At 72.9% G+C, this 22103-nt stretch carries 22 protein-coding genes; 10 read left to right on the forward strand and 12 right to left on the reverse strand.

Features of this window, described 5'->3' with window-relative positions; translation table 11 throughout:
• Positions 1 to 53 precede the first annotated feature (53 nt).
• The 4 genes from KBX37_RS03050 to purS all read right to left on the reverse strand — a co-directional run bounded on the left by KBX37_RS03050 (position 54) and on the right by purS (position 4620).
• The gene (locus KBX37_RS03050) at positions 54 to 809 is read right to left on the reverse strand and encodes a 2-phosphosulfolactate phosphatase (protein ID WP_210774377.1); all 756 of its coding nucleotides are present in this window, start codon (positions 807 to 809) and stop codon (positions 54 to 56) included.
• A gap of 4 nt (positions 810 to 813) precedes the next feature.
• The gene (gene purL / locus KBX37_RS03055) at positions 814 to 3606 is read right to left on the reverse strand and encodes a phosphoribosylformylglycinamidine synthase subunit PurL (RefSeq protein WP_210774378.1); all 2793 of its coding nucleotides are present in this window, start codon (positions 3604 to 3606) and stop codon (positions 814 to 816) included.
• 70 nt (positions 3607 to 3676) lie between these two features.
• Positions 3677 to 4360 carry a phosphoribosylformylglycinamidine synthase subunit PurQ gene (purQ, locus tag KBX37_RS03060; RefSeq protein ID WP_210774379.1) on the reverse strand — a complete coding sequence of 228 codons (684 nt, stop codon included), beginning with the start codon at positions 4358 to 4360 and terminating at the stop codon, positions 3677 to 3679.
• Positions 4357 to 4620, reverse strand: a complete 264-nt coding sequence (gene purS, locus KBX37_RS03065) for a phosphoribosylformylglycinamidine synthase subunit PurS (RefSeq protein ID WP_210774383.1) — start codon at positions 4618 to 4620, stop codon at positions 4357 to 4359. Before purS ends, purQ begins: the two co-directional genes overlap by 4 nt.
• Positions 4621 to 5079: 459 nt before the next feature.
• Between purS and KBX37_RS03070 the strand changes: the two genes are divergently transcribed.
• Positions 5080 to 5763, forward strand: coding sequence for a DUF1986 domain-containing protein (locus tag KBX37_RS03070; protein ID WP_210774385.1), 684 nt, complete (start codon positions 5080 to 5082; stop codon positions 5761 to 5763).
• Between the two features lie 23 nt (positions 5764 to 5786).
• On the forward strand, positions 5787 to 6353 hold the full coding sequence (locus tag KBX37_RS03075; RefSeq protein ID WP_210774422.1) for a YbjQ family protein: 567 nt from the start codon (positions 5787 to 5789) through the stop codon (positions 6351 to 6353).
• 104 nt (positions 6354 to 6457) lie between these two features.
• Here KBX37_RS03075 and purB read toward each other — a convergent pair whose 3' ends face one another.
• The 3 genes from purB to KBX37_RS03090 all read right to left on the reverse strand — a co-directional run bounded on the left by purB (position 6458) and on the right by KBX37_RS03090 (position 9351).
• Positions 6458 to 7882 (reverse strand): adenylosuccinate lyase, encoded by a 1425-nt coding sequence (gene purB, locus KBX37_RS03080; RefSeq protein ID WP_210774388.1) that lies wholly within the window; start codon positions 7880 to 7882, stop codon positions 6458 to 6460.
• A 180-nt stretch (positions 7883 to 8062) separates the two neighbouring features.
• Positions 8063 to 8791 (reverse strand): GntR family transcriptional regulator, encoded by a 729-nt coding sequence (locus KBX37_RS03085; protein ID WP_210774390.1) that lies wholly within the window; start codon positions 8789 to 8791, stop codon positions 8063 to 8065.
• A 17-nt stretch (positions 8792 to 8808) separates the two neighbouring features.
• Positions 8809 to 9351, reverse strand: a complete 543-nt coding sequence (locus KBX37_RS03090; RefSeq protein WP_210774392.1) for a GntR family transcriptional regulator — start codon at positions 9349 to 9351, stop codon at positions 8809 to 8811.
• Positions 9352 to 10126: 775 nt separating this feature from the next.
• Between KBX37_RS03090 and KBX37_RS03095 the strand changes: the two genes are divergently transcribed.
• The gene (locus KBX37_RS03095) at positions 10127 to 10594 is read left to right on the forward strand and encodes a hypothetical protein (protein WP_307848922.1); all 468 of its coding nucleotides are present in this window, start codon (positions 10127 to 10129) and stop codon (positions 10592 to 10594) included.
• Positions 10595 to 10654: 60 nt separating this feature from the next.
• Here the strand turns inward: KBX37_RS03095 and KBX37_RS03100 are convergent, their stop codons facing one another.
• The 5 genes from KBX37_RS03100 to KBX37_RS03120 form a co-directional block, all read right to left on the reverse strand.
• Positions 10655 to 10906, reverse strand: coding sequence for a hypothetical protein (locus KBX37_RS03100; protein WP_210774397.1), 252 nt, complete (start codon positions 10904 to 10906; stop codon positions 10655 to 10657).
• Between the two features lie 63 nt (positions 10907 to 10969).
• On the reverse strand, positions 10970 to 11545 hold the full coding sequence (locus KBX37_RS03105) for a hypothetical protein (RefSeq protein WP_210774399.1): 576 nt from the start codon (positions 11543 to 11545) through the stop codon (positions 10970 to 10972).
• A 142-nt stretch (positions 11546 to 11687) separates the two neighbouring features.
• Positions 11688 to 12980, reverse strand: a complete 1293-nt coding sequence (locus tag KBX37_RS03110; RefSeq protein WP_210774400.1) for an acetyl-CoA C-acetyltransferase — start codon at positions 12978 to 12980, stop codon at positions 11688 to 11690.
• A gap of 163 nt (positions 12981 to 13143) precedes the next feature.
• A complete protein-coding gene (locus KBX37_RS03115; protein ID WP_247656914.1) occupies positions 13144 to 13998 on the reverse strand; it encodes an ABC transporter permease subunit in 855 nt (284 codons plus the stop codon).
• A 66-nt stretch (positions 13999 to 14064) separates the two neighbouring features.
• A complete protein-coding gene (locus KBX37_RS03120; protein ID WP_210774401.1) occupies positions 14065 to 14982 on the reverse strand; it encodes an ABC transporter ATP-binding protein in 918 nt (305 codons plus the stop codon).
• Between the two features lie 85 nt (positions 14983 to 15067).
• On the opposite strand from KBX37_RS03120, the gene KBX37_RS03125 reads away from it, so the two are divergent.
• The 7 genes from KBX37_RS03125 (at position 15068) to KBX37_RS03155 (ending at position 22087) form a co-directional block, all read left to right on the forward strand.
• Positions 15068 to 15538, forward strand: coding sequence for a GbsR/MarR family transcriptional regulator (locus KBX37_RS03125; RefSeq protein WP_247656915.1), 471 nt, complete (start codon positions 15068 to 15070; stop codon positions 15536 to 15538).
• Between the two features lie 61 nt (positions 15539 to 15599).
• Positions 15600 to 16958, forward strand: coding sequence for a 3-oxoacyl-ACP reductase (locus KBX37_RS03130; RefSeq protein ID WP_210774402.1), 1359 nt, complete (start codon positions 15600 to 15602; stop codon positions 16956 to 16958).
• Complete coding sequence (locus tag KBX37_RS03135; RefSeq protein ID WP_210774403.1) at positions 16958 to 18016, forward strand: MaoC/PaaZ C-terminal domain-containing protein; 1059 nt, start codon at positions 16958 to 16960, stop codon at positions 18014 to 18016. Before KBX37_RS03130 ends, KBX37_RS03135 begins: the two co-directional genes overlap by 1 nt.
• Positions 18017 to 18097: 81 nt before the next feature.
• On the forward strand, positions 18098 to 18850 hold the full coding sequence (locus KBX37_RS03140; protein WP_210774404.1) for an NUDIX domain-containing protein: 753 nt from the start codon (positions 18098 to 18100) through the stop codon (positions 18848 to 18850).
• On the forward strand, positions 18847 to 19821 hold the full coding sequence (locus KBX37_RS03145; RefSeq protein WP_210774405.1) for a serine/threonine protein kinase: 975 nt from the start codon (positions 18847 to 18849) through the stop codon (positions 19819 to 19821). The genes KBX37_RS03140 and KBX37_RS03145 overlap by 4 nt, the downstream gene beginning before the upstream one ends.
• A gap of 8 nt (positions 19822 to 19829) precedes the next feature.
• Positions 19830 to 20798 (forward strand): hypothetical protein, encoded by a 969-nt coding sequence (locus KBX37_RS03150; protein ID WP_210774406.1) that lies wholly within the window; start codon positions 19830 to 19832, stop codon positions 20796 to 20798.
• Positions 20795 to 22087: an adenylosuccinate synthetase gene (locus tag KBX37_RS03155; protein WP_210774407.1), complete on the forward strand. Its 1293-nt coding sequence runs from the start codon at positions 20795 to 20797 to the stop codon at positions 22085 to 22087. Before KBX37_RS03150 ends, KBX37_RS03155 begins: the two co-directional genes overlap by 4 nt.
• The last annotated feature ends 16 nt before the right edge of the window (positions 22088 to 22103 follow it).

A 22103-nucleotide genomic window follows, 5' to 3' on the forward strand; every position in this document is an offset into this window, starting at 1 on the left:
CCGACGTGTAAAGGGCCGCCCGGAGCACCGGGCGGCCCTTTCGCATTGCCTGGTCAGGCGGCGGAGAAGACGCCCTGACGCAGCAGCGGCACCACCTCGGAGACGCCGACCCGCACGGCGACCTCCACGTCGCCGGCGAAGCCGCCCTCGATCAGCTCCCGGCCGGAGACGCAGCCGCGCACGGCCGCCGGAACGTCAGGGGTGCTGGCCAGCGCGGCGAGCGCCATCGCCGCCTCCACCGAGAGCCCACCCGGTACGCCGGAGAGAGCGTCCAGCACGCTCGCCGCGCCCAGCTGGTCCTCCACGCAGGGGCGCAGCGAGCCGTCCGGCCAGCGTTCACCGGCGGCCACCACGCCCACCGGGGCGTCGGTCGAGCCGTACCCCTGGCGGCGCAGCCAACGCCCAACGGCGCGGGCGTTGCGCAGGCACGCCGCGACCACCGGCAGGCCGGTGGCGCTGGCGGCGGCGCTGATGGCGGAGCCGTTCGGCGACGGCAGCACCAGGTCGGTGACGACCGGCGCCGTGCTCAAGGCCGCCGGCGAGAGCGACCACGGGTGCTCCGGGGTGGCCTGCCGGCGGCCGACCGCGGCGACCGCGCCGACCCGCCGCGCGAAGTCCGCCGCCTGCTCATTCCAGGGGAACGGGTGCACCCGCATGCCCCGGCCGACCGCCACCTCGACGGCGGTGGTGAACGAGAGCACGTCCACCACCACCAGCACGGCGCAGACCCGGCCGAGTTCGGCAGCCCCGGTCAGCCCCCAGTCGAACCGGGCGCCGGCACCGGGTTGGGCGTAGATGGCCCCGGCCAACGCCTCAGCGCTTATCGGGCGCGGAGGACCGCTCGTCGTCACCCTCGTCGGACGGGGCCGCCGGAGCGTCGGGAGCCGTCGCATCTGCGGTGACCTCCGTGGTCGGACGCTCCCGCTCCGCCGCCTCGACGGCGGTGGGCTCGGCGACGGTGCCTTCGGCGACGCCGGTCTCGGACCGGGGCGACTCGTCGGCGGCGGCCGGCTCCGGCCGCGCGTCCTCGTCGGCCTCGGCCCGCTCGGCCTCCGCGTCGGCGGCGGTCGGCACGTCCACCGCCTGCACGGCGGTGGCCGGCGCGACGGTGGTGGTGCCGGTCCGGGTCGCCTCGACCTCGACCTGGGCTGCCTCGGCGCCGCCGAAGAGCCGCGGCAGGGTGGCGGTGTGCACCTCGCGCAGCTCGTCGAGGCCGATCCGGAACTGGCCGTGCACCTCGAGGGCGCCGCCCGCCGGGTCGGTCACGCCGATCAGCTCCCACGGCACACCGCGCTCACCGCAGAGGGCGGTGAACGCCTTCTCGCGACCGCGCGGCACCGAGACCAGCACCCGGCCGGCCGACTCGCTGAACAGGAAGACGAACGGCAGCGAACCGTCGGCGAACCGCTCCGGCACGGCGATCCGGGCGCCGACCCCGCGCCGCAGGCAGGACTCGACCAGGCTCTGGGCGAGACCACCGTCGGAGAGGTCGTGCGCGGAGCTGAGGTGACCCACCCGGGCCGCCTCGGCCATCAGCTCGGCCAGCACCCGCTCGCGGGCCAGGTCGACCTGCGGCGGCATGCCGCCCAGGTGCTCGTGGGTCACCCAGGCCCACTCCGAGCCGGAGAGCTCGACGTGCGTGTCACCGAGCAGGAAGAGCTGGTCGTGGTCGCCACCGGCCCGCGGGGCGAAGCCCATCGGCACCCGGTCGGCGACGTTGTCCAGCACGCCGAGCACGCCGACCACCGGGGTCGGGTGGATCGCGGCGGCGCCGGTCTGGTTGTAGAAGCTGACGTTGCCGCCGGTCACCGGGATGCCCAGCTCGAGGCAGCCGTCCGCCAGGCCGCGCACGGCCTCGGCGAACTGCCACATCACGCCCGGGTCCTCCGGCGAGCCGAAGTTGAGGCAGTTGGTCACGGCGATCGGCTTCGCGCCGGTCACCGCCACGTTCCGGTACGCCTCGGCCAGCGCCAGCTTCGTCCCGTTGTACGGGTCGAGGCGGGCGTACCGGCCGTTGCCGTCCACCGACAGGGCCACCCCGAGGCCGGTGCGCTCGTCGATCCGGATCACGCCGGAGTCCTCCGGCTGGGCGAGCACGGTGTTGCCCAGCACGTACCGGTCGTACTGCTCGGTGACCCAGGTCTTGTCGGCCAGGTTCGGCGACGCGATCATGCGGAGCAGGGTCTCCCGCAGCGCCTCCGGCGTGCTCGGCCGGGGCAGCGTCTCGGCCCGGTCGGCCTGGAGCAGGATCAGGTCGGCCGGCTCGCGCATCGGGCGGGCGTAGACCGGGCCGTCGTCCACCAGCGAACCCGGCGGCACGTCGACCACCACGTGATCGTTCCAGGTGACCAGCAGCCGGCCCGGCTGCCCGTCCGGGGACGGCGCGGTGACCTCGCCGATCGCGGTGGCCAGCACGCCCCACTTGTCGGCGGTCTTGAGCACCGCCTCCAGCTTCTCCGGGGCGACGACCAGCAGCATCCGCTCCTGGGACTCGCTGGCCAGGATCTCGTGCGGCTCCATCGAGGGCTCGCGCAGCGGCACCCGCTCCAGCCACACCCGCATGCCGGTGCCGGCGGAGGCGGCGGTCTCGGTGAGCGCGCAGGTCAGGCCGGCGCCGCCCAGGTCCTGGATGCCGACGACCAGCTCGGCGTCGTACAGCTCCAGGCAGGCCTCGATCAGCAGCTTCTCGGTGAACGGGTCACCCACCTGCACGGACGGGCGGCGCTGCTCGCTGCCCTCGTCGAAGGTGGCGCTGGCCAGCACCGACACGCCGCCGATGCCGTCCCGGCCGGTCTTGGCGCCGAGCAGCACCACGATGTTGCCCGGGCCGGTGGCGTCCTTCTTCTGCAGCCGGTCGACCGGCAGCACGCCGAGGCAGAGCGCGTTGAGCAGCGGGTTGCCCTGGTAGCAGGGGTCGAAGACCAGCTCGCCGCCGATGTTGGGCAGGCCGAGGCAGTTGCCGTAGCCGCCGACGCCGGCCACCACGCCGGGCAGCACCCGGGCGGTGTCCGGGTGGTCGGCCGCGCCGAAGCGCAGCGGGTCCATCACGGCGACCGGGCGGGCGCCCATGGCGAGGATGTCCCGGACGATGCCGCCGACGCCGGTCGCCGCGCCCTGGTACGGCTCGACGAAGCTCGGGTGGTTGTGCGACTCGACCTTGAAGGTCACCGCCAGCTCGTCGGAGATCCGCACGACGCCGGCGTTCTCACCGATGCCGGCGAGCAGCCGGTCGCTCGGCGGGGCCTTCTCGCCGAACTGGCGCAGGTGCACCTTGCTCGACTTGTAGGAGCAGTGCTCGCTCCACATGATCGAGTACATGGCCAGCTCGGACTGGGTGGGGCGGCGGCCGAGGATGTCCCGGATCCGGTCGTACTCGTCGTCCCGCAGGCCCAGCTCGGCGTACGGCTGGAGCTCCTCGGGAGTGCCGGCGGCCTGCGACACGGTGTCCACACCGGCGGTCCAGTCGGCGGCCGGCGCCGAGCCGGCGTGCCGGCCCGCGTCGGCCGGGCCGCCCTGCGGCACCACGGTTGCCGCGCGCGGCTCAGTCGGGGCGGCCGGGAAGGTGCCCGGTGTCTCCCGTACGACCGGGTCCGGATGGGTGGTCATGACGTCTCCTCGCTGCGCTCGTGGCCGCCCGTCGGGCGGGGGAGCCGACCGATGATCCCGCCGCGCACGGTCACGCCGGCGCCCCCACCAGGTGCTTGAGCACCGAGGTGAAGAAGCCGAGACCGTCCAGGGAGGGGCCGGTGAGCGCCTCCACCGCGTGCTCGGGGTGCGGCATGATGCCGACCACGTTGCCGGCGGGGTTGGTGATCGCGGCGATGTCGCGCAGCGACCCGTTGGGGTTGCCACCGACGTAGCGGGCGACGACGCGCCCCTCGCCCTCCAGCTCGTCCAGGGTCGCGGTGTCCGCGACGTAGCAGCCCTCGCCGTTCTTGACCGGGATCAGGATCTCCTGACCGGCCTGGAAGGCGTTCGTCCAGGCGGTGCCGGTCGACTCGACGCGCAGGATCTGGTCCCGGTTGCGGAAGTGCAGGTGCTGGTTGCGGGTGAGCGCGCCGGGCAGCAGGTGGGCCTCGCAGAGGATCTGGAAGCCGTTGCAGATACCGAGCACCGGCAGGCCGCCCCGGGCCGCGTCCACGATCCGGTCCATCACCGGGGCGAACCGGGCGATGGCGCCGCAGCGCAGGTAGTCGCCGTAAGAGAAACCACCCGGGAGGACGACGGCGTCCACCCCGTGCAGCTCCGCGTCACCGTGCCAGAGCCGGACCGGCTCGGCCCCGGCGATCCGTACGGCCCGGGCCGCGTCCCCGTCGTCCAGCGAACCGGGGAAGGTCACCACACCGACGCGGGCGGTCACGAGTGTGCGTCCACGGTCTCGTCCGCCTCGACCACTCGGACGGTGAAGTCCTCGATGACGGGGTTGGCGAGCAGCTTGTCGGCGATCTCGCGGGCCCGGTCCAGGTCCGGTTCGCCAGTAAACTCGATCTCGATCCGCCTGCCGATCCGGACAGAGGCGACGTCACTGACGCCGAGCCGCGGCAGCGCGTTTGCGACGGCCTGGCCCTGAGGATCGAGGATCTCGGGCTTGAGCATGACGTCGACGACGACGCGAGGCACTGGGCACTCCTGACTGTGTACGCAGTTGGGTGCCGGCCCACTACGGGCGAGCGCAGCCAGCGTACCTGGCAGATTCCGGTCCGGACGCACCGGCCGGGGGCAGTTCAGGCAGTGATCGACATAACGACGCGCCCCGACGGAGGGCCGATGCGTGTTCGTTGCCGGGCCGATGCGGTTTCGTTGCCTGCTGCGTCGACGGACCGCCGTCGCCACCCCGCTGACCAGGCAAATCCCGGGAAGAGTTCGCCAGGGCTGACCGGTTCCCGACAAACACGGACGAGCAGGCCCCGAGGCCGCGGCGTCACATCCGTTAATCTCGATTAACTCTTGTGAACGGGACTCGCGGGCTCTAGCCTACATCGGCAGATGTCGATGCTTTCGACGTCCCCGGCGGGTCACCCCCACCCGCCGAGGCCGCCTCCCCGGCGACCCCGGGCCCCCCGACCAAGGAGTTCCCCCATGCGCCTCCGCCCCCTGCTCGCGGTGCTGACCACCGCGCTCGCCGGCGTCCTCGCCACCGCCTCCGGCGCCACCGCCGCCCCGGCCGGCCCCGAGCCGATCATCGGCGGCAGCACCGTCTCCTCCGCGCCGTGGGCCGCGGCGGTGTTCAGCAACGGCTCGTTCACCTGCTCCGGCAGCGTGATCTCGGCGCAGTGGGTGCTCACCGCCCGGCACTGCATCAGCGGCTCGATGTCCGTCCGGGTGGGCAGCGTCTACCGCTCCTCCGGCGGCGTCACCCGTACGGTCAGCGCCACCTACACCCGCTACGACCTCGCCCTGATGCGCCTGTCCAGCCCGGTCACCACCAGCGCGGTGACGCTGGCCAGCAGCAACCCGCCGGTCGGCTCCACCAACACGATCTACGGCTGGGGCATGACCTGCTACAGCGGCTGCTCGGCCTCCAGCCAGCTCAAGACCGCCTCGGTCCAGGTGACCAGCAACAACGTGACCGACGCGTACGGCGGGCAGGCGATCCGCAGCACCGAGATCAGCGGCAACGCCTGGCGCGGTGACTCCGGCGGCCCGCAGTTCTACAACGGCCGGCAGGTCGGGGTGGCCTCCACCGCCGACGGCGTGAGCATCCAGAACTACGGCAGCGTCGCGTACAACCGGGCCTGGATCACCTCGGTTTCCGGTGTCTGACGGTTAGCGCCGTGGCGGCGCGGATGGCCGGCCGAGCGCCCGCCGTCCGCGCCGCCTCGTTTTGCAGCATCCGATCAGGTGAACACGGCTCGCGAACGGCCCGGGCGTGGACTGACAGCATCGGAACCGTGCTGGTCGTGACGACGGATCAACTGCCTGGCTACGAGATCCGCCAGATCCTCGGCGAAGTGGTCTCATCGATGGCCCGGACGCGCAACCCGTACCGCGAGGGGGTCAAGAACCTGCGCGGTGGCGCGTACGACCCGATGGCGCCGGACAACCTCACGCGGTGGCGGACCGACTCGGTGGCCCGGCTCGGCGAGGAGGCCCTCCGGCTCGGCGCGAACGCCGTGGTGGGGATGCGCTTCGACAGCCGCGACTGCGGCGAGATGTGGATGGAGATCTGCGCGTACGGCACGGCGGTGATCGTCGTACCCAAGGTGCCCGACGTCATGCCGAGCGACCAGCCGCTGGTCGCGGCGGAGACCGCCCAGGAGCCCGGCTTCACCGAGGCCCCCGGCGGCATCGCGGAGCCGGCGAGCGCCCCCAACCTCTCCTCCGCCGCCGACACCCCCACCCGCAACTCCTGACCGGGCCGGCGACGCCCCACCTGATCCACTCGGCTTGCGGCGTGTCGGGGTGTCGTCCGGCCCGGACACCGCGACACGCCGCAGACGGAGGCGACCGCCGAGGGTCAGAGGATGGGCGGCGGGGAGTAGGTGGCGGCCTCGGGATGGGCCGTCACGACCGCGGTGATGCGCTTGGTGACCGCGTCGACCTGGGCCTGGGCGGCGCCGGTGAAGGTGGTGGGGTCGGCGACCAGGGCGTCGATCTCGGCGCGGGTCAGGCCGAGGCGACCGTCGGCGGCGAGGCGGTCGAAGAGGTCGTTCTCGGCGGCGCCCTTCTCCCGCATGGCGAGCGCCACGGCGACCGCGTGCTCCTTGATCACCTCGTGGGCGACCTCGCGGCCGACGCCCCGGCGTACCGCCGCCACCAGGATCTTGGTGGTGGCCAGGAAGGGCAGGAACCGCTCCAGTTCCCGGTTGATCACCGCCGGGTACGCCCCGAACTCGTCCAGCACGGTGAGGAAGGTCTGGAAGAGCCCGTCGGCGGCGAAGAACGCGTCCGGCAGGGCCACCCGGCGGACCACCGAGCAGGAGACGTCCCCCTCGTTCCACTGGTCGCCGGCCAGCTCGCCGACCATCGACAGGTAGCCCCGGATGATCACGGCGAAGCCGTTCACCCGCTCCGACGAGCGGGTGTTCATCTTGTGCGGCATCGCGCTGGAGCCCACCTGGCCGGGCTTGAAGCCCTCGGTGACCAGCTCCTGGCCGACCATCAGCCGGATCGTGGTGGCCAGCGAGGACGGCGCGGCGGCGACCTGGGAGAGCGCCGCGAGCACCGCCACGTCGATCGAGCGCGGGTAGACCTGCCCGACGCTGTCCAGCACCCGGTTGAACCCGAGGTGCCCGGCCACCCGGCGCTCCAGTTCGGCCACCTTCTCCGCGTCGCCGTCGAAGAGGTCGAGCTGGTCGGCGGCGGTGCCGACCGGGCCCTTGATCCCGCGCAACGGGTACCAGCTGATCAGGTCTTCCAGCCGCTCGTACGCGATCAGCAGCTCCTCGGCCGCCGACGCGAAACGCTTGCCCAGCGTGGTGGCCTGCGCGGCGACGTTGTGCGAGCGCCCGGTCATCACCAGTCCGGAGTGCTCGTGGGCGAGCCAGGCCAGCCGGGCCAGGGCGGCGACGACGCGGTCCCGGATCAGCTCCAGCGAGCGGCGCACCTGGAGCTGCTCGACGTTCTCGGTGAGGTCCCGGGAGGTCATCCCCTTGTGCACGTGCTCGTGCCCGGCGAGCGCGCTGAACTCCTCGATCCGGGCCTTCACGTCGTGCCGGGTGACCCGCTCCCGCTCGGCGATCGAGGCCAGGTCGACGTCATCGACCACCCGCTCGTACGCCTCGACCACCCCGTCCGGCACGGCCACGCCGAGGTCGCGCTGGGCCTTCAGTACGGCGAGCCAGAGCCGCCGTTCCAGCCGTACCTTCTCCTCCGGTGACCAGAGGGCGACCAGCTCGGGTGAGGCGTACCGGTTGGCGAGCACGTTCGGGATCGTCGTCACGTGCCTCATTCTCTCGTATGCGGATGCGCTGGCCACGCCGGGCAGGTCGTCAGGCTTGAAGCGCCTTCACCCTGTCGGGGTCCAGGCAGATGCCGACGCAGCTCATGATTCCGGCCGCTCGCACACCAATCGGGCACCAGGTAGGGTCCCTGGCCATTCCGCCCGACTCGCTACGTCTGGTCAGCCCTCGTCAGGCAGGACGGGCAGCTGATAGCGCAGCTCGTGCAGATGGCTTCCCTTGATGAGGACGGACACCTCGACGGGGCGATCTCCGTCCGAATGGATCGCCCGAAGCTGACGCAATACCGGGACGTAGGGAGGCAGGGCCAACGCCTCGACCTCCTCGGCGGTAGGCATCCGCGCCGACACGCGGTCGAGCAGGCTCCGCTGTGGACGACCGAGATCCGACAGCACGCGGGCGGCTCCACCAATGATCTTCTTGCGCTCCGCCAGTTCCGTCCCATGGGCTATCGAACTCGGGTAGTACGACCAGGACAGTTCGACCGGTTCACCGCCGTGGAGCAGCAGACGGTGACGGAGGACAACCTTCTCGCCCTCGGCAAGGTGGAGTGCCAGCGCCACCTCAAGCGGCGGAACGACCTCTGAGACGCCGAGGAGACGGTAGGCGTATCCGCCGGGAGAGGGCGTGAGGTAAGACGACGCCTCCACCACGAGCGGTGGCCGGTCCCGGACGTAGACGCCCTTGCCCACCTCGCTGTAGACCGATCCCTCCGCCTTGAGCGCGGCCAGGGCTCGCTGGACGGTGGCCGTCGCGGCGGAATAGCGCGTGACCAACGTCGGAATCGAGGGCAACTGAGACCCGGCCGGCAGCTCACCGGACATGATGCGGGCGCGGAGGTCGGCGGCGACCTGCTCGTGGCGAGGGCGAGGGTCGCTTCCGCTGGCCATGTCGCCTCCCCGCTCCGCTAGTCGACCGTCAACTCGTACCGCAGACGCCGACCCTGCGGCACCATCGTCATCACGCTGACCTCGATCGGCACACCCTCCCGGGTGCTGAGCAGGCGCGTCAGGCCGAGCACCCACTCCTGCCCCGTCAGGTTGAGCACTTCCCGCTCGATCGCATCAGGTTCCCGCGTGTAGACGTCCTCCCGCACCTGACCGGGACGATAGCCCAACTCGGCCAGCAGTCCGATGGCACCACCGCGAATCTTGCGAGGCTCAGCGAGAGCAGTGCCGCTCGCGATGTACCCGGGGTAGTACGAGTCGGTCAGCTCCACCGGCTGGTCGTTCAACAGCATCAACCGCCTGCGGACGACCACCGGCGCACCCGGCTCCATTTGCAGAGCCTCGGCCACCTCGACCGTAGGTACCACCTCAGCCACGTCGAGCAGACGTTGCGTGCCCACACCACCCTGCTGAGCCGCGTCCTCAGCCCACGCGTCCCCGGCCTGCGGAGATCGGGGGACGACATAGGGCATCGACACGCTGAGCCACTCGGGACCGCTCACCCCTGCCTCCTGTTCATGTGGTCTGCGGGCAAGGGTAGACCTCGCCATACAGCGTGGCGCAACACTTCATCCTTGTCGCCTTATTCGAGTAGCAGTAAGGTGCTCCACAAAAGAGACGGACCGGGGTGGGTCGGTTTGGCGGCCTCTCCCACTCCCGGTCCGAGACGAGTCGAGGGGAGCAGTCACGGCGGATCGCGTCCCGGGGAACGACTCCCCTCCTGTCTACCACCCGGCGGCGTTCGCGCGTACCGGGGCGGTGGCGTGGCGCGTCCGTCCGTAACGGCTTCCGGCCAACACCGGCGTCGCGGTCCACCCCACGACCAACGCCGGCCCGTGACGGGGCGGGCACACGGCCCGAGTTAAGCCGTGCGCCCGCCCCTCGCCGACAGGAGTGAGGAATGGGCGTCTACCAATCAACGACCAGCCAGCGATGGCAGCGCGACGAGGCGGAAGCGGAGGCGGCGCGCGAGATCCTGACCAGCCACGTACCCGATCGGGAGGCCAACCTCTGCGTGGTCTGCCTGGTCCCCGGGCCATGCCGGCCGGCGAACGCGGCGGCTAACCGCCTGGTCGACCTCGGTCGGCCGGTGCTTCCCGCTGAAGAGCCGCGGCGTCGGCGGGCCGGCTGCCGGGGGTGGTTCGGGCCGCAGCGGCGGACGATGCCCCGGCGCGCGCCGCTGCTGACCTTCGTTTGGATGCTCCGACTGGGTACACCCGCCGCTGGGTCGGACGCCTGGGTGACACCGTGACGGCAGGTCCGCCGATCCCTTTCCGGGTGGGCGATGTGGTGGAGCTGTCCGAGCAGCACTACTGCTACGGGCTGGGCATGCTCGCCCTGCGGATCGTGGAGGTGGGTCGCCGGGAGCGGCACAGCGACGGCGTCTGGATCCACCTGCGCGGCGTCGAGCTGGGGCACCCCTCCGGGCCGCGTCAGCGCCGGGTACTCGCCCGCCTGGACGCGGCCCGGGTCCGGCCGGTCCGCGCTCCGGCCCATGTACCGGTCCGTCCCGGATGGGAGTGCGCCGATTGCAGTCGGCCGTGGCCCTGCCCGGACCGGCGACAAAGGCTGCTCAGCGACTACGCGGGGAACCGCGCGGCCCTCGGCGTATACCTCGGCCTGCAACTGGTGGACGCCTCCTCCGACCTGCGCCACCACCCTGCCGCAGACCTGTACGCCCGCTTCCTCGGCTGGCTGCTATCGGCCGACGTGCATCAACTCGACGTCAGCGATACGGCGGATTGAGGAGGCCTCCGACACCGCCACCTCGCCGACATGGAATGGATCAACGTCGGGAGGCGGCGGTCAGGACGGCGCGGGGCGGCCGGTGAGCGCCCGCCACAGTCCCGCGCACGCCTCCTCCTCGGTGTCGAAGACCTGCCGCACGTCCCGCGTCCCGCGCTCGTACAGGCCGATCTCCCAGCGCCCACCCGCCGACCGGCGCAGGAACCAGAAGTCGGGCGGCACCGGCACGTGCTCGTGCACCCCCTCCAGCTCGAAGGCGTCCGGCGACAGTCCCGTCGTTAGCAGGGCGTTGCGCACCTCGTGTCGATCCACTCCCGACCTCCCGCTCCGCACCGGCCGCTTCGGCGGGCACCGCTGCAGTGACCCCCCGCCGGGTCAGCAGACGTGTACGACGGGAAGGCCGCCACCCGCGCCACCCCGCCGTGGCACGCTGTCGGTCAGGCACACCCCGCCGGCCAGAGACTCCTCCACCAGGAACCGGTGGTCGACCAGCCACTGCACGGTCAGGTTCACGACGAAGCCGTGGGCCGGCGGGAAGACGTACCCGGCGGGGGTGCCGGTGGTGTACCGGGCCAGGAACCGGCTCTCGGTCAGCCCGCCGAAGCGCTGGTAGCCGGCGAGCAGCGGCCCGAGCGGCGACGCGGTGGGCAACCGGGCGGGGCCGAGCAGCGGGTTGTCGTCGAGGTACCGGGTGGTCGGCGGCGCGTTCGGCGGCAGGCCGGGACGGCAGAGGCTCGGCCCGGCCGGCGGCTGCGGTTGGTCGGCGCCGGGACGGAGACCAGGCGGGTCGCCGGGCCGGCCGCCGGTGTCGCCCGCTTCCGGTGCGCCGTCGTCGGGGTGGGTGCCGGCCCGCGCGACCACGTCGGGCGCGGTGGCCTGATCCGCGGGCCCGGGGAAGAGGATCAGCGCCGCGCCGGAGAGCAGGGCGAGCAGCCAGCGTCTGCGGTCCACGACGAACCTCCCGGTGAAGGACGGTCAACGCCTTCATCGTCGGGAGAGCGGGGCGAGAATGTGAGGCTTTGTGCCCTTTGCCACCGAAAGGGGGACCGCTACCCGCTCGTCCCGTGGACGAGCAGGTAGCCACGCGGAACGGTCAGCGCTCTAGGATCGCGGTGACACCCTGCCCGCCCGCCGCGCAGATGGAGATCAGCCCCCGGCCGCTCCCCTTCTCGGCGAGCAGCTTCGCCAGGGTGGCGACGATCCGGCCGCCGGTGGCGGCGAACGGGTGCCCGGCGGCCAGCGAGGAGCCGTTGACGTTGAGCTTGTCGCGGTCGATGGGTCCGAGCGGGGCGTCCAGGCCCAGCCGGTCCTTGCAGAACTCCGGCGACTCCCAGGCGGCGAGGGTGGCCAGCACCTGCGAGGCGAACGCCTCGTGGATCTCGTAGTAGTCGAAGTCCTGCAGCGTCAGCCCGGCCCGGGCGAGCATCCGGGGCACCGCGTACGCGGGGGCCATCAGCAGCCCCTCGTCGCCGTGCACGAAGTCGACGGCGGCAACCTCGGACCAGGAGAACCAGGCCAGCACCGGCAGGTGGTGCTCCCGGGCCCACTCCTCCGACGCGAGCAGCACCGCCGACGCACCGTCGGTGAGCGGGGAGGAGTTGCCCGCGGTCATGGTCGCCTGGTCGGCGTCCGGGCCCTTGGCGCCGAAGACCGGCTTGAGCGAGCCCAGCTTCTCCAGGGTGGTGTCCGGGCGGAGGTTCGCATCCCGGGTCAGCCCCAGGTACGGCGTGATCAGGTCGTCGAAGAAACCCTTGTCGTACGCGGCGGCGAGCCGCTGGTGCGAGCGGAGCGCCAACTCGTCCTGCGCCTGCCGGTCGATCTGCCAGCGCACCGCCGTCTGCGCGGCGTGCTCACCCATCGACAGCCCGGTACGCGGCTCGGCGTTGCGCGGGATCTCCGGCTTGAACGGCTGGTGCGGCCGCAGCTTGGCGGCGATCTTCAACCGCTCGCCGAGGGTGCGGGCGGAGTTGAGCTTGAGCAGCGTGCGGCGCATGTCCTCGTTGACCGCGAGCGGCGCGTCGGAGGTGGTGTCGACGCCGCCGGCGATGCCCACCTCGATCTGGCCGAGGGCGATCTTGTTGGCGACCAGGATGGCCGCCTCCAGGCCGGTGCCGCAGGCCTGCTGGATGTCGTACGCCGGGGTGTGCGGGTCGAGCTTCGAGCCGAGCACCACCTCGCGGGTCAGGTTGAAGTCCTTCGCGTGCTTGAGCACCGCGCCGGCGACCACCTCGCCGACCCGCTGCCCGGCCAGGCCGAACCGGGCCACCAGCCCGTCCAGCGCCGCGCCCAGCATGTCCGAGTTGGACGCGTTCGCGTAGCGGGAGTTGGACCGGGCGAAGGGGATGCGGTTGCCGCCGATGACCGCGACCCGCCGGACACTCTGCACGATCGGCCTCCTCTGAAACTGTTGCCCGAACCCTACTCGCCAGTAGGCTACGCCGCCGGACGGCCGCCGCGCGAGTCCCGGCGGCAGCCAGGCCCAAGGCGGGTGCGGTGTCAGCAGGGCCCCGGTCTGACGCGAGGCGTTGACGGGGCCCCTACTTCCAGGCTCAGCGACCGAGGTCGCGACGCGCGAACCGCAGGATGCCCACTCCCAGCAGGACGGCCGTGGCGGTGGCCAGGACGACTGGGTCGACGGGTGCGAAGCCGTACCGTAGCGGCTCCCCGCCGAGGTAGTAGTGGAATGGGGTGAGGTGGCGCGACCACTCAGCGCCGAGCTGCGGTGCGAAGCCGTTCAGGGCGTAACCGAGCACCCCCAGTCCGGCGGTGAGGCCGAAGACGGCGGCCCGGCTCTGCCCGGTGGCCGCGCCGAGGGCCATTCCGAGCGCGCCGAAGAACAGACCGAGCAGCGCCAGGTTGACCGCCTGGGCCATGAAGTTGACGACGCTGATCGCGTCCAGGCCGGCGGACGTCCGCACGGCGAGCACGGCAACCAGGACAGCCGCGGAGATCCCCACGGCACCCACGGCGAGGGCGGCGTAGCGGTGCAGCAGCAGCCGGGCCCGCCCGATCGGGTGCGCCAGCAGCAGGTCCAGGTAGCCCGATTCCTCGTCGGCAGCGATCATCCGGGCACCGGTCGCCGCCCCGTAGAAGGTGACCAGCAGCGGCACGAGCAGCCCGAACACCGCACCCTGCAGGTAGCCCGCCGCGGTGGAGGTGTCGTCCAGCCCGAAGCCCCGCATCGCCTCCGGCACGCTCGTGGCGGACTCGGCGGTCAGCTGGGAATAGAAGCTGGCGTACATCATGGCCAGCAGTCCGGTGGCCAGCGCCCAGACGGTGAAGACACGGCGGTTGTCGTAGAGCGTCTTGCCGGCCATCGACCGGCTGAAGGCCCCGGCCAACGCCGACGTCCCGGGGACCGCGCCGACAGCTGTCGGGTGGAACCGCCTCGCTGCTGAGTTCATCGTGCCGCCGTTCATCGCCGCGCCCTGACGGGCGCCGGAGTGGGTGGAGAGGGGGTGGGGTCGAGATCACTCGACATGGCTGGCCGCCTGCCTGCCGGCGTGACCGGCGTAGTAGCCGTGGAACAGCTCTTCCAGGTCCTGGGTGTCGGCGCGCAGCCCGGTGACGGTGTGCCGGGCAGCGGCCTTGATCAGGGCGTCCGGGGTGCCGTCGAGCCCGCATTCGAGGACCTGGCCCTGTACGACCAGGTCGCGGACGCCGGCCAGGCCGGCGAACTCCGCCGCGCGGACCGGCTTGCCGAAGGTGATCCGGACCTGCACGTGGGAACGGGCGCGCAGGTCAGCGACGGTGTCCAGGGTGACGAGCCGGCCCTCCCGGATGATCGCGACCCGGTCGGCGACCGCCTCCACCTCGCTCATGATGTGGCTGGACATGAAGACGGTGCGCCCGTCCTGCCGCGCCTCGGCGACCAACTCCAGGAACGTCTGCTGCACCAGCGGGTCCAGCCCCGACGTCGGCTCGTCCAGGATCAGCAGTTCCGGCCGGTGCATGAACGCCTGCACCAGCCCGACCTTCTGCCGGTTGCCCTTGGACAGGCTCTTGATCCGGGCGCTCAGGTCCAGCTCCAAGCGGTCGGCCAGCTCGACGATCCGGGCCGCAGGCACGCCGCCGCGCAGGTTGCCCAGAAAGGTCAGGCACTCCCCGGCCCGCTGGCGGCCGTCGACCACGAAGTCACCGGCGAGGTAGCCGATCCGGCAGTGCAGATCGACGGCATCGGCACCGGGGTCCCGGCCGAGTACGCGGGCGGTGCCCGAGGTGGGACGGATCAGGTCCAGCAGGAGGCGGATCGTCGTGGACTTCCCGGCCCCATTGGGACCGAGGTAGCCGAACACCTCGCCGGGCTGCACGTCGAGGGTGAGCTCGGTCAGGCCACGCCGGGAACCGTACGTCTTGGTGAGCTTGCTCAGCTCGATAGCGGGAGGCATGGGCAGATTATATCGGAGTGTTCAGAGATTTTTGAAGACTGAGAGATGGTAGAGTTGGCCCGGATCGCAGAGAGGGGCGACGACCTTGGCGGACACCACTGCGGCAGCCGAGCACATGGCGCTGGTCCTGTCCGAGGGCGGGCTGCAGAAAGCGACCGCGCGGGTGATGGCGGCGTTCCTCTTCGCTGATTCTGAGAGCGTGACCGCCACCGAGCTCACCGAGCAGCTCGGCGTCAGCTCGGGCTCGGTGTCGGGCGCCATCAAGATGCTGTCGACGGTCGGTCTGATCGAGCGAGTGCCGGCACCCGGCAGCCGCCGGGAGCACTACCGGCTGCGGGAGGGCGCCTGGGCGACCCTGATGTCCACGCAGAACGGCATGGTGAAGTCCATGTTCGAGGCGGCCGATCAGGGCATTGCCGCAGCGGGCCCGGACAGCCTGGCAGCCCGGCGGCTGGCGGAGATGCGGGACTTCTACGGCTTCATGTTCCGCGAACTCCCCGCCCTGGTGGAGCGCTGGCGGGCGCACCGGGCCGGCCCGTCGCCTTCCGACGCCTGAGCGACCCGCCCGGGGGCAGCGAGGGGGTTGCGTCCAACCTACTCGCCAGTAGGCTACGGTCATGAGCGACCGCTACGCGAGCTTCGTCCAAACGGGGGCCGGCCGCGCGCTGGTCAAGCGCCTCGGGCTGCCCGACCCGCCTCGACTGCGTCGGCACTCGCCGGGTGACCCGCTCGTCCCCGGGCCGGTCCTGCTCGGCGCCGCGACCGGCGGCCGGCTCGCCGAGCCGGTCGGCAAGATCCTGACCGCCGCCGGGGTCGATCTGGTCGACCCGGCCGCCGCCACCGACGGCACGACGCGCGTCGGTGCCCTGGTGTACGACGCCACCGGCATCACCGACTCCACCGGCCTGCGCCAGCTCTACGACTTCTTCCACCCGCAGGCCCGCGCCGTGCTGCCCAGCGGCCGGGTGGTGGTGCTCGGCACCCCGCCCGCCGAGTGCGACTCCCCGCGTGAGGCGACCGCCCAGCGGGCCCTGGAGGGGCTGACCCGCAGCATCGGCAAGGAGTTCGGCCGCGGCGTCACCGCCCAGCTCGTCTACGTCACCGGGGACGGCGACGCCGGCACCCTCACCAGCCTCGAATCGACCCTCCGATTTCTCCTCTCGGGCCGGTCCGCGTACGTCTCGGGGCAGGTGGTCCGGGTCGGTGCCGGCACCGCCCAGCCGCCGGCGGACTGGGACCGCCCGCTCGACGGACAGGTCGTCCTCGTCACCGGGGCGGCGCGGGGCATCGGCGCGGCGCTGGCCCGGGTGCTCGCCCGCGACGGCGCGCAGGTCGTCGCGCTGGACATCCCGGCGGCCGGTGACGAGCTGGCCGCGGTGACGAACGAGATCGGCGGCAGCGCCGTCCAGCTCGACCTGACCGCCCCGGACGCTCCCACCCGGCTCGCCGAGCACCTGGCCGGCCGGCACGGCCGGGTCGACGTGGTGGTGCACAACGCCGGCATCACCCGGGACAAGACGCTGGGCCGAATGGACGCCGACCGCTGGGACCAGGTGCTCGACGTCAACCTCTCCAGCCAGGAGCGGATCAACGACGTGCTGCTGGCCCGCGACCTGATCCCGGCCGGCGGGCGGATCGTCTCGGTCTCCTCGATCGCCGGCATCGCCGGCAACCGGGGCCAGACCAACTACGCCACCAGCAAGGCCGGCGTGATCGGGCTGGTCGAGTCGCTGGCCCCGGCGCTGCACGGGCGCGGGATCAGCGTCAACGCGGTCGCCCCCGGGTTCATCGAGACCCGGCTGACCGCGCGTATCCCGCTGACGCTGCGCGAGGCGGGCCGCCGGATGAACAGCATGTCGCAGGGCGGCCTGCCGGTGGACGTGGCCGAGACGATCGGCTGGCTGGCCTGGCCGGCGTCCGGCGCGGTCAGCGGCAACGTGGTCCGGGTCTGCGGCCAGAGTCTGCTGGGGGCGTGATGGCGAGGAAGAAGCGGCCGGAGGACGGCCCGGCGGAGAACCTCTCCGTCCGCGACCTCATCGACGGGCCGACCGAGGTGATCTCGGCGGCGGACCTGGCCGCCGTCCGGGCCGCCTCGTCGGAGCACGACGTGAGCCTGGAAGCCACCCACGACCTGTCGGCGTACGCGACCACGGACCTGTCCGGGCACGCCGCCCCGGCGGCACGGGCGCGGGTCGAGCTGCCCCGGCTGCCCGCGCCCGGCGCGCTCTACCGCCGGGCGCTGCGCGACGCGGTGCCGGTCATCGGCCGGTCCCGCCGCCCGGACGCCCCGCCGGGAGTCGAGCTGGCCGTCGCCGGCGTCACCGTGGACCGCGCGCACCTCGCCGACTACGACCGGGTCTGCGGGTTCCGGCTCTCCGACCGGCTGCCGGCGACGTACCCGCACGTGCTGGGTTTTCCGCTGTCGCTGCGGCTGATGACCACGCCGGAGTTCCCCATCGCGCTGACCGGCGTGGTGCACGTGGGCAACCGGATCACCGTGCACCGCCCGATCGAGGCCGGCGAGACGCTGGACTTCGTCACCCACGCGGAGAACCTCCGGCCGCACGAGCGGGGGCGGCAGGTCGACGTCGTCCTGGTCGGGTCGGTCGGCGGCGAGGAGGTCTGGCGCGGCGTCTCGACGTACCTGGGCAAGGAGCGCACGCCCGACGGCGGTGGTCGGCGCGACCGGGGTGAGCGGCCCGCGCCGCCGGCCGCCACCGCCCGCTGGCGGGTCGAGCCCCGGGTCGGTACGGACTACGCCCGGGTCTCTGGCGACCACAACCCGATCCACACCTCCCGGCTCGGGGCGCGGCTGCTCGGCTTCCCCCGCCCGATCGCGCACGGGATGTGGAGCAAGGCCCACTGCCTGGCGGCGCTGGAGAGCCGGCTGCCGGAGGCGTACACGGTGGACGTGGCGTTCAAGCTGCCGGTGCCGCTGCCCGGCACCGTGGCGTTCAGCGCCACCCCGGCCTGGGACTTCGCCCTGCACGACGCGCGGACCGGCCGTCCGCACCTGGTCGGCACCGTCCGCTGAACGACGCGAGGGGTTGGCTTTCACTCTTTCGTGCGCTAGGTTGTTCTCACATTGAGTTGTTCTCGAAGTGAGAGAGACGCCGTGAACGAGCAGGACTTCCTCGCCGCGTACGACCCCTCGGCCTACCCCTCGATCGCCGTCACCGTTGACGTGGTCGCGCTGACCATCCGCGAGGGCGAGCTGCACCTGTTGCTGATCCGTCGGGGTCAACCGCCCTACGAGGGCCACTGGGCGCTGCCCGGCGGGTTCGTCCGCCCCGACGAGGACCTGGCCGCCGGCGCGCGCCGGGAGCTGGCCGAGGAGACCGGGCTCGGCGGCGAGCGGCTGCGCCGGGTCCACCTGGAGCAGCTCGCCAGCTACGGCGCCGTCGACCGCGACCCGCGGATGCGCGTCGTCTCCGTCGCCCACCTCGCGTTCGCGCCCGACCTGCCCGACCCGGCCGCCGGCACCGACGCCGACGAGGCGATCTGGCTGCCGGTGACCGCGCTCGCCAGCCGGCAGCTCGCCTTCGACCACGGCCGGATCATCGACGCCGGGCTGGAGCGGGCCCGGTCCAAGCTGGAGTACACCCCGCTGGCCACTTGCTTCCTCGACGGCGAGTTCACCATCAGCGAGCTGCGCGCCGTCTACGAGACGGTGTGGGGCCACCCGCTGCACGCCGGCAACTTCCACCGCAAGGTGCTCTCCGTGCCGGGCTTCGTGGAGAGCACCGGCGCCAGCACCGAGCGCGGCGGCGCCCGGGGCGGGCCCCGCGCCAAGCTCTACCGGGCCGGCGACGCCCGGCTGCTGCACCCGGCGCTGCTGCGCCCCGCCCGGGAGGAGACGGTCCGGTGAGGACCGACGAGGCGATCCGGCTGGTCGCGGCGGCCCGCACCGACGAGGAGCTGTTCGGCACGGCCGAGCCGGCCCGCAGCTACCGGGAGCTGGTCGCGGCCCTGCACCCCGACCGGCTGGCCGCGGCCGACGAGCGGGTACGCGCCGAGGCCGCCGACGCGCTGGTCCGGGTCACCACCCGGTGGCGGGCCCGGCGCGGGTACCCGCTCGGGGACTACGCGCTCACCCGGCTCGCCCACACCGGCGACCTCGCCGACCTGTACGACGTCGGCGCGGACCGCCTGCTCAAACTGCCCCGCAACCCCGCCGACAACGACCTGATGGTCCGGGAGGCGCGGGCCCTGCGGCTGATGGCCGAGCACGGCGACCCGCGCTACCTGCCGTACGTGCCCCGGCTGGTCGACTCGCTTCCCGCCCGGGATCCCGCCACCGGAGTGGAGCGGCTGGTCAACGTGCTGGCCACCGCGCCCGGCCTGCGCAGCCTCGACGAGGTGCGCCGGGCGTACCCGGACGGGCTGGACGCCCGCGACGTGGCCTGGATGTGGCGGCGGCTGCTGGTCGCGCTCGGCCTGGCCCACCGGGCCGGCGTGGTGCACGGCGCGGTGCTGCCCCGGCACGTGCTGATCGAGCCCGACGCGCACGGCGTGGTGCTCGTCGACTGGTGCTTCTCCGTGGTCGATGGCGGCGCCGTCCCGGCGCTGGTGCCGGGCCACGAGGAGTGGTATCCGCCGGAGGTCGTCGCGAAGCGTCCCTGCGGCCCGGGCACCGACCTCGCGATGGCCACCCGCTGCATGACCCACCTGATGGGCGACCGGGCGCCGCGTGCGCTGCGCGACTTCGCCGCCGGCTGCCTCCGCCCTGCCCTGAACGCCCGACCCGACGACGCCTGGCGGCTGCTGGGCGAGCTGGACCAGGTGCTGGACCGGCTGTACGGGCCGCGCACCTTCCGACCCTTCACCCTCACCCGTTAGGAGCTGTCATGGGCAGTGGAATCTGGTCCACCGACGTGTACGACGCCGCGGACCGCTACCGCCGGGCCACCGGCGCCAGCGCGTTCTCCTACAGCGACAGCGGGGCGCGCACCGTGCACCCCGCGCTCGACCCGCGCGGCGCGGTACGGGAGAGCCGCGACTCCGACGAGCACCCGCAGTCGACGGCCGTCGCGGTGCTCTTCGACGTGACCGGCTCGATGGGGCACGTGCCGCGCGTGCTCCAGACCAAGCTGCCGCAGCTGCTCGGCCTGCTGCTGCGCCAGGGCTACGCCCGCGACCCGCAGATCATGTTCGGCGCGATCGGCGACGCCACCTGTGACCGGGTGCCGTTGCAGGTCGGGCAGTTCGAGTCGGACAACCGGATGGACGACGACCTCGGCCGGATCGTGCTGGAAGGGGGCGGCGGCGGGCAGATGACCGAGTCGTACGAGCTGGCGATGTACTTCATGGCCCGGCACACGGTCACCGACTGCTGGGACAAGCGGGGCCGGCGCGGCTACCTCTTCAACATCGGCGACGAGCTGGCCTACCCCCGGGTGAAGGCCCGCGAGGTGGCCCGCCTGATCGGCGACGACCTGCGCGAGGACGTCGGGCTGCGGCAGGTCGTCGACGAGGTGACCCGCCGCTGGGACACCTACTACCTGCTCCCCGCCGGCAGCCACTACTCCGGCAACGCCAAAGTGCTCGACCACTGGCGGGGCCTGCTCGGGCAGAACGCCGTCGAGCTGGACGACCTGGACGCCGTCTGCGAGACCATCGCGCTGACGATCGGGCTCGGCGAGCAGGCCATCGACCTGGACGAGGGCCTGCGGGACCTGGACCGGGCCGGCTCGGCGGCCACCGGCACGGTGTCGAAGGCGCTGGCCCGGCTGGGCGGCGGGCGGCGGACCGCGCTCACGGCTCCGGCCGGGCTTCCCGAGAGCCGGGGCCAGGCGGGCGGGGTCACCCGGCTGTGAACCACGTGATGGTGGTCGACCTCGGCTACGGCGACGCCGGCAAGGGCACCGTCGTGGACTGGCTCTGCGCGACCCGGCCCGTCCACACGGTGGTCCGTTTCAACGGGGGCGCGCAGGCGGCGCACAACGTCGTGCTGCGCGACGGACGACACCACACGTACGCGCAGTTCGGCGCCGGGACGTTCCGCCCCGGGGTCCGTACGCACCTGTCGCGGCACGTGGTGGTGGACCCGCTGGCGCTGGCCGCCGAGGCCGACCACCTCACGTCGGTGGGGGTGCCCGACGCGCTCGACCGGCTGACGGTCGACGGGGAGGCGCTGCTGGCCACGCCCTACCACCGGGCCGCCAACCGGGTCCGGGAGGTCGCCCGCGGAGCCGACCGGCACGGCTCCTGCGGGCTGGGGGTGGGCGAGGCGGTCGGTTACGACCTCGCCCACCCCGACGACGCGCCGCGGGTGGCCGACTGCCGCACCCCGGCCCTGCTCCGCCGCCGGCTGGCCACACTGCGGGACCGGCTCACCGCCGAGCTGGGCCCGCTGGACGCGCCGCCGGTCGAGGACTGCCTGCCCGCGTTCACCGGGTTCGCCGACCGGGTCGCGATCGTCGACCGGGGCTGGCTGGCCGGGGCGCTGCGGGCGGGGACCTGCGTCTTCGAGGGGGCGCAGGGGGTGCTCCTCGACGAGTGGCACGGCTTCCACCCGTACACCACGTGGAGCACGACGACCTTCGCCAACGCCGAGGCGCTGCTGGCCGAGGCGGGCCTGGCCGGGCAGGCGCGGCGGCTGGGCGTACTGCGGGTGATGACCACCCGGCACGGCCCGGGGCCGCTGGTGACCGAGGACCGGGCGCTGCCGCTGACCGACCTGCGCAACCCCACCAACCCGTGGCAGGGACGGTTCCGGTTCGGGCACTTCGACGCGGTGGCCCACCGGTACGCCCTTGCGGCGGCCGGCGGCGTCGACGGCCTCGCGCTGACCCACCTCGACCTCGCCGGCCCCTGGCTGCGGATTTGCCGCCGCTACCGGGACATCGACCGGCTCACGCCGGGCCCGGCCGGCGACCTGGACCGGCAGGCCACGCTCACCGCCCGCCTGCTGCGAGCCACACCCGAGTACGACGACCCGCCACCGGACTGGGTGGCGGCGGTACGGCAGGAGCTGGCCGCCCCGGTGGTGCTCACCTCGCGCGGCCCCACGGCCGAGGACAAGACCCCGCACGGCTGGCTCGACGGTGGACCAGCCCGGCCCCGCCGCGCGGCGCAGCGGTTCCCCGCACGCACGGGCGCCTGATCCGGCGACTCGGCCC

Origin of the sequence: Micromonospora sp. U56 (assembly GCF_018070095.1) — a bacterium.
Lineage (GTDB): Bacteria > Actinomycetota > Actinomycetes > Mycobacteriales > Micromonosporaceae > Micromonospora > Micromonospora purpureochromogenes.

Bases quoted from the DNA above. Each gene is read 5' to 3' on its own strand.
- KBX37_RS03070 (WP_210774385.1), top strand. From the start codon at position 5,080: ATGCGCCTCCGCCCCCTGCTCGCGGTGCTGACCACCGCGCTCGCCGGC.
- purL (WP_210774378.1), bottom strand. From the start codon at position 3,606: ATGACCACCCATCCGGACCCGGTCGTACGGGAGACACCGGGCACCTTC.
- KBX37_RS03135 (WP_210774403.1), top strand. From the start codon at position 16,958: ATGGCGAGGAAGAAGCGGCCGGAGGACGGCCCGGCGGAGAACCTCTCC.
- KBX37_RS03075 (WP_210774422.1), top strand. From the start codon at position 5,787: ATGGCCGGCCGAGCGCCCGCCGTCCGCGCCGCCTCGTTTTGCAGCATC.
- KBX37_RS03150 (WP_210774406.1), top strand. From the start codon at position 19,830: ATGGGCAGTGGAATCTGGTCCACCGACGTGTACGACGCCGCGGACCGC.
- KBX37_RS03115 (WP_247656914.1), bottom strand. From the start codon at position 13,998: ATGAACTCAGCAGCGAGGCGGTTCCACCCGACAGCTGTCGGCGCGGTC.
- KBX37_RS03120 (WP_210774401.1), bottom strand. From the start codon at position 14,982: ATGCCTCCCGCTATCGAGCTGAGCAAGCTCACCAAGACGTACGGTTCC.
- KBX37_RS03130 (WP_210774402.1), top strand. From the start codon at position 15,600: ATGAGCGACCGCTACGCGAGCTTCGTCCAAACGGGGGCCGGCCGCGCG.
- KBX37_RS03085 (WP_210774390.1), bottom strand. From the start codon at position 8,791: ATGGCCAGCGGAAGCGACCCTCGCCCTCGCCACGAGCAGGTCGCCGCC.